Source organism: uncultured Mucilaginibacter sp., assembly GCF_937859865.1.
Lineage (GTDB): Bacteria > Bacteroidota > Bacteroidia > Sphingobacteriales > Sphingobacteriaceae > Mucilaginibacter_A.
In genome coordinates, this window is record NZ_CALMAT010000036.1 from 1 (window position 1) to 6672 (window position 6672).

Here is a 6672-nt window from a genome sequence, read left to right on the forward strand (position 1 = left end):
AAGTTATTGGCGAGTTCGAGTTGCGGGTTTTGCTGCATCAAGCAATGATAAGAAATTTAGCATTGATTTAAAAGATGAATTTATTTCTTTTGAAGAAAGAAGGAGGATACAGCAGGTTTAGGAATATTTTAGTACCTTCAAATAAAAAAACAATGAAAACAGTAGACTTAGAAAACATAGTTTGGAAAGAAGATAAATTTTATGTAGCCAAATGTTTAAACGTTGAAGTTTCCAGCTTTGGTGAATCAAAAGAAGAAGCTTTAGCAAATTTGCAGGAAGCTTTAGAATTGTATTTTGAAGATTAAATAAACTTCTTCAACCCACTCTTTACCTGCCCTAAATAGCCCGTGCCAAATAAATTTAAATGCAGCAACAACGGATACAAATTCCACAAATCCACACGCTGCTGCCATCCTTTTTGCAAGGGAAATTCTTCCTGGTAAGCCTGATAAAAATCAGCATTAAAACCACCGAAAAGATGCGTCATCGCCAGATCAAACTCACGGAAACCGTAACTTACGGCCGGGTCAATTAAATAAGGTTTCCCTTCGCTGCCGACTAAATAATTGCCGCCCCACAAATCGCCGTGGATTAAAGCGGGTTTTTCTTCCTCAAAAAACCCGCCCAGCTTTTGGTACAAACTTTCAAAATCCGATACCAATTTTTGGTCTATAAAAGAAGCATCGAAAGCCAACTTCACCATCGGTTTTAAGCGTTCTTCTACAAAAAACGATTGCCAGCTTTCGTGTTTTTTGTTGGATTGCGGCAACGAACCCATGTAATTATCGTTTTCAAAACCAAAATCAGGCGCAGTGTTTTGATGCATTTGCGCCAATTGCGAACCTAATAATTGCATGGCTGTCGGCGTTTTGCTTCCGGTTTCTATGTATTCTAACAGTAAAAAACTTTGGTAGCCAATATGTCCGCTTGCAATTACCTCCGGCACGGCAACTGTTTTTGTTTTGCGAATGGCTTCCAAACCTTCGGCTTCCTGTTCAAACATTGTTGGAAATTGCTGGGCGCTGTTCAGCTTTAAAATAAAAAAGCCAGCAGCCGTTTGCAGTCGATAAACTTCGTTGATGCTGCCGCCCGTAACTTCCACAATTTCGTGGATGCTGCTTTTACCGCCTAATTTTTGGTGTAAAATCTGTTCCAGTTCTGCCCTAAATTCTGCTGTAAAACTTTTCATTGTCCTGTGTTAAATTCCGCCAAAATTATACCCAACAATTGTGCCTTTAAAACGCTATTTTTGCGGTTCAAATGAAGCACATCCGCAATTTTTGCATTATTGCACACATTGACCACGGCAAAAGTACGCTGGCCGACCGTTTGCTCGAATATACGCACACCATTACGCAACGCGAATCGCAGGCGCAACTGCTTGACGATATGGATTTGGAACGCGAACGCGGCATCACCATAAAAAGTCATGCCATTCAAATGGATTATATTTTGGACGGCCAGCCCTACGTTTTAAACCTGATTGACACGCCCGGCCACGTTGATTTTTCGTATGAAGTTTCCCGTTCCATCGCTGCCTGCGAGGGTGCGCTGCTAATTGTGGACGCGTCGCAAGGCATCCAGGCACAAACCATTTCTAACTTGTATTTGGCGTTGGAAAATGATTTGGAAATTATCCCGGTGCTCAACAAAATGGATTTGCCCGGTGCCATGCCCGAGGAAGTGAAAGACCAAATTGTTGATTTGATTGGCTGCAAACGCGAAGATATTTTGGCGGCATCCGGCAAAACGGGTTTGGGCGTGCACGAGATTTTGGAAGCGATTGTAAAACGCGTGCCGCCGCCGGTTGGCGATCCGGATGCACCGTTGCAGGCGTTGATTTTTGATTCGGTTTTCAATTCTTTCCGCGGCATCATTGCTTATTTTAAAGTAGTGAATGGCGAGATCAAAAAAGGTGATAAAGTAAAATTCGTGGCAACCGAAAAGCAATATTTTGCAGATGAAGTTGGTACGTTGAAGTTGAACCAATTGCCCAAAGCGGTGATTAAAACCGGCGATGTAGGTTACATAATTTCGGGCATAAAAGAAGCACGCGAAGTTAAAGTTGGCGATACGATTACCACCGTTGACCGGCCGTGCGCAACCGGAATACAAGGTTTTGAAGAAGTAAAACCAATGGTTTTTGCCGGCATTTATCCGGTTGATACGGATGAGTTTGAAGAGCTGCGCGAAAGTATGGCCAAGTTGCAGTTAAATGATGCTTCGCTGGTTTTTGAACCGGAATCTTCTGCGGCTTTGGGTTTTGGTTTCCGTTGCGGATTCCTCGGTATGCTGCATATGGAAATTATTCAGGAACGGCTGGAACGCGAGTTTGACATGACCGTAATTACAACGGTTCCTAACGTTTCTTACTTAGCTTTTACCACAAAAGGCGAAGAATTGCAAGTTCACAATCCTTCCGATCTGCCTGATCCGAGCAAGTTGGATTTTGTGGAAGAACCTTATATCAAAGCCAATATCATTACTAAATCGGAGTTTGTTGGCCCGGTAATGTCGCTTTGCATCCAAAAACGCGGAACGATTGTCAATCAATCTTACCTTACTTCCGACCGCGTAGAACTGATTTTTGAGCTGCCGATGGGCGAAATTGTATTTGATTTTTACGATAAACTGAAAACGATTTCCAAAGGTTATGCTTCTTTTGATTATACACAAATTGGTTACCGTCAGTCGGATTTGGTGCGATTGGATATCCGCTTAAACGGCGAACCGGTTGATGCTTTATCTTCCCTGATTCACCGAAGCAATTCGTATGATTTTGGCAAGAAGATTTGCGAAAAGCTGAAAGAATTGATCCCGCGCCAGCAGTTTGAAATTATCGTTCAGGCTTCTATCGGTGCCAAAATTATCGCCCGCGAAACCGTAAAAGCGTTGCGAAAAGATGTAACCGCAAAATGTTACGGCGGTGATATCTCCCGTAAACGTAAGTTGCTGGAAAAACAGAAAAAGGGTAAAAAACGGATGCGCCAGGTTGGTAATGTAGAAATTCCGCAATCGGCGTTTATGGCGGTTTTGAAATTAGATTGATAAAAGAAGTATCAAGTAGCAAGTATTCAGTCGTAAGTATCAAGACCAATACAAGTTACCGAAATTTACATTGATAAAAGAAGTATTGATCATGCGTTGTTAGATTTTTGTCTTGATACTTGCTATTCGATACTAAATACTCCTCAAAATGCAAATCCTCGACGGCAAACTTATCTCCGAAAAACTAAAACTTGAAATTGCTGAAGAAGCAGCCGAACTGTTGACGCAAATTGGCCGCAAACCACATTTGGTAGCGGTTTTAGTAGGGCATGATGGCGGCAGCGAAACTTACGTGGCCAGCAAAATGCGCAACTGCGAAAAAGTTGGTTTTCAATCTTCGTTGGTTCGTTATGAAGATGACGTGAGCGAAGAAGAACTGCTGGAAAAAGTGGCCGAACTAAATGCCGATGATGGAATTGACGGAATTATTGTTCAACTCCCGCTTCCAAAACATATCAACCCTGATAAAGTAACTGATATGATTGATTTTCGGAAAGATGTGGACGGTTTTCATCCGGTTAATTTGGGCAGAATGCTGCGCAACTTGCCTTCTTTTGTTCCGGCAACGCCTTACGGGATTACTTTATTGCTGAAAGCTTACGGCATAGAAACGGCAGGAATGCATTGTGTGGTTGTAGGAAGAAGCACGATTGTAGGTTCGCCAATGAGTGTGTTGATGTCGCGCAATGCACACCCGGGAAATTGCACGGTTACCATTTCCCACAGCCGTACGCCAGATATTAAAAAATATACTTTGGAAGCTGATATCCTGATCGTTGCCATCGGTAAAAAGAATTTTATTACAGCGGATATGGTGAAAAATGGCGTGATCGTGATTGATGTGGGCATGAACCGCGAAACTTCGACCCAAACCAAATCCGGCTATAAATTGTACGGCGATGTTGATTTTGAAAACGTGGCGCCAAAAGCTTCCTGGATTACGCCTGTTCCGGGTGGTGTGGGTTTAATGACGATTATCGGGTTGTTAAAAAATACGTTAGCAGCGGCACGAAAAGAGATTTACGCTTAAAAATAGGCGGTAAAAGAAGCATTCGCTGGCATTTCGATCCGAAGGGAGAAATCTTATTTCAACTTTTTTTGACATCGCTTTGAAGAAGATTCCTCCTATCATCAGGATGACAAAACCTCACCAAATTAACAGGCATAAAAGAAGCATTGCAATTTTCGTGATGCTTCTTTTACCGGCATAAAATCTTCACAACAAAATAATCTCTGTAATTAGTTCTGTTTCGGCCTGTTCGTTTATTTTTCCGATAATTTCCAGGCGCATCCGTACCAGTTCATTTTTAATAACGGAAGAATCCATCCGTATAAACAACTTTCGGTTTAAGATAAAAAGTTCTTTGGTGCGGTTGGCGGCAGGTTTTCCAACCAAATCTGCCCAATGTGCAATCACGGCGGTTTCATCAAACTTGCGCTTGATTTTGTAAACTTTTAGCATCAGGCCCAAAGCTTCTTTTACCGTTTTATCGTTGGTTCGGCCCATTTACTTGTCCTTTGTGCACGTTAAAAATAGTTACTTCCACGCCAATCCGGTCAAAAATTTGCTGCATCCGTTCGGCGTTGGTATCGGTGATAAAAACCTGGCCGAAATGATTATCAGAAACCATTTGCATCAGTTTGTGGATGCGCTTTTCGTCCAACTTATCAAAAATGTCATCTAACAAAAGCAACGGTTTAAAGCCTTTTTGCTGGTATAAAAAGCTGTACTGCGCCAGTTTTAAAGCCACCAAAAACGATTTTTGCTGGCCTTGCGAACCAAACTTTTTCATTGGCATTTGATGGATGGAAAACTGCAGATCATCTTTGTGGATGCCAACGCTGGTTCGTTCCAAAGCCCGGTCGCGCTCGGTTGATTTCTTTAAAATCGCCGCAAAATCATCCTGCAACAATTGCGATTCGTAAAGCAATTCTACGCGCTCGGCATCTTCGCTTAAATATTGGTAATGCTGGTTAAAAATATCGGTAAAAGCCTCCATAAACGCTTTCCTTTTTTGGAAGATGATTTTGCCGGAAGCCACCAATTGTTCATCAAAAACTTCCAACAAAGCCGGGTCATACTTTCCGGTTTCGGCAATGCCTTTTAACAGCAGGTTTCGGTTGATTAAGGTTTTGTTGTACGTAATCAATTCGTCCAGGTACTGATGATCGGTTTGCGAAATGACGTTGTCAATAAACTTCCGCCGCTCCTCGCTGCCTTCCATAATAATGTTGATATCGTATGGAGAAAGCATCACCAACGGAAACAAACCGATGTGATCAGCCAGCCGCTGGTATTCCTTTTTATTGCGCTTGAACTGCTTTTTCTGGTTGCGTTTTACAACGCAGGAAACGGAATCTTTTTGATCTTCTTTAAGGAATACGCCGTTTACCATAAAAAAATCAGCGCCCTGCAAAATTTGCTGACTATCAATTGGGTTGAAGTAACTTTTGCACAACGAAAGGTAATGGATGGCATCCAGCAAATTGGTTTTCCCGGCGCCGTTATCGCCTGCAAAAACCGTTACGCTGGGCCGAAAATTGAGATCGGCCTCAGTATAATTTTTAAAGTTAAGCAGGGAAAGCTGTGTTAAGTGCATGTTTGGGCTTCAAAGTTAGCAATCCTGCGCTTCGGCCGTAACAACAATCCATAAAAAACTGTTTTAAATTGATTGAAATAGGTATTGCTAAAGATGGTTAAAACTGTATTTTTGCACACTAAATTTTTGGATACAAATGTCAATTAATCAACCAAATACTAAAGTTGTTACGGAAGTTAAACCTGCTGCGGAACCAAAACCTTTGGCGCAAACCGGAAATTTTGTGCGCGAAAACCAGAAGAGCTTACTTTTTATCAGCTCGGCAGTGATCGCTTTAATCATCATTTATTTCGCTTACCAAAAATTTTACCTCGCCCCGCGCGAAACGGAAGCTTCCAACCAAATGTATGTGGCGCAGGATTATTGGGACAAAAAACAATGGGACAAAGCCATCAACGGCGATGCCGGTTACCCGGGATTTGCGAAGATTATTGACGAATACAGCAATACCAAAGCGGCCAACCTGGCTTTTTATTACCTGGGCGTTGCTTATTTAAACAAAGGCGAATACAAAAAAGCCATTGATAATTTTACCAATTACCGCGGCGATGATTTGATTATTGCTGCACAAGCTTTGGGCGATACCGGCGATGCTTATGTAGAATTGAAAGATTTTGATAAAGCGGCAACTTACTATAAAAAAGCAGCCGATAAAGGCAACAACAGCTTTGTTTCTCCTTTGTACTTAAAGAAATTAGGTTTGGTTTACGAAGCGCAAAAGAATTTTAAAGATGCGGCCGATACTTATCGTAAAATTAAAACCGATTTCCCTGAAAGCAGCGATGCAGCCAGCATTGATAAATACATTGCCCGGGCAGAAGCAGAACAAAAATAAAATGCGCATTCTTTTTCCCGATGCTTCTTTTATCGGGTAAAAATTGGTACATCTAATTCTACACTAATGGCTACCCAACTTAAAAATTTATCTGATTTTTCGCATACGGTTGTACCATCGGCTGTTTTTTATCGTTTCGGCATTGTAGTTGCCGAATGGAATGCAGAAGTTACACGGGCTTTGTTGGAT

General features: G+C 41.9%; 7 protein-coding genes and 1 pseudogene. 5 read left to right on the forward strand and 3 right to left on the reverse strand.

The features are described from left to right. Window positions 1-152: 152 nt before the first annotated feature. A complete protein-coding gene (locus Q0192_RS04365; RefSeq protein ID WP_299286632.1) occupies window positions 153-305 on the forward strand; it encodes a type II toxin-antitoxin system HicB family antitoxin in 153 nt (50 codons plus the stop codon). Here Q0192_RS04365 and Q0192_RS04370 read toward each other — a convergent pair. Beyond that, a complete protein-coding gene (locus Q0192_RS04370) occupies window positions 302-1189 on the reverse strand; it encodes a fructosamine kinase family protein (RefSeq protein ID WP_299286635.1) in 888 nt (295 codons plus the stop codon). The genes Q0192_RS04365 and Q0192_RS04370 overlap by 4 nt on opposite strands. Window positions 1190-1260: 71 nt before the next feature. On the opposite strand from Q0192_RS04370, the gene lepA reads away from it, so the two are divergent. Both lepA and Q0192_RS04380 read left to right on the forward strand, forming a co-directional pair. Then, window positions 1261-3048 carry a translation elongation factor 4 gene (gene lepA / locus Q0192_RS04375; protein WP_299286638.1) on the forward strand — a complete coding sequence of 596 codons (1788 nt, stop codon included), beginning with the start codon at window positions 1261-1263 and terminating at the stop codon, window positions 3046-3048. A gap of 148 nt (window positions 3049-3196) precedes the next feature. Then, window positions 3197-4078: a tetrahydrofolate dehydrogenase/cyclohydrolase catalytic domain-containing protein gene (locus Q0192_RS04380; protein ID WP_299286641.1), complete on the forward strand. Its 882-nt coding sequence runs from the start codon at window positions 3197-3199 to the stop codon at window positions 4076-4078. A 186-nt stretch (window positions 4079-4264) separates the two neighbouring features. Here the strand turns inward: Q0192_RS04380 and Q0192_RS04385 are convergent, their stop codons facing one another. Both Q0192_RS04385 and Q0192_RS04390 read right to left on the reverse strand, forming a co-directional pair. Further along, window positions 4265-4555 (reverse strand): DUF721 domain-containing protein, encoded by a 291-nt coding sequence (locus Q0192_RS04385; protein ID WP_299286644.1) that lies wholly within the window; start codon window positions 4553-4555, stop codon window positions 4265-4267. Further along, window positions 4536-5648 carry a DNA replication/repair protein RecF gene (locus Q0192_RS04390; protein ID WP_299286647.1) on the reverse strand — a complete coding sequence of 371 codons (1113 nt, stop codon included), beginning with the start codon at window positions 5646-5648 and terminating at the stop codon, window positions 4536-4538. The genes Q0192_RS04385 and Q0192_RS04390 overlap by 20 nt, the downstream gene beginning before the upstream one ends. A 136-nt stretch (window positions 5649-5784) precedes the next feature. Between Q0192_RS04390 and Q0192_RS04395 the strand changes: the two genes are divergently transcribed. Next, window positions 5785-6483 (forward strand): tetratricopeptide repeat protein, encoded by a 699-nt coding sequence (locus tag Q0192_RS04395; protein WP_299286650.1) that lies wholly within the window; start codon window positions 5785-5787, stop codon window positions 6481-6483. Window positions 6484-6549: 66 nt separating this feature from the next. After that, window positions 6550-6672: pseudogene (locus Q0192_RS04400) on the forward strand (6,7-dimethyl-8-ribityllumazine synthase); the annotation flags it as partial.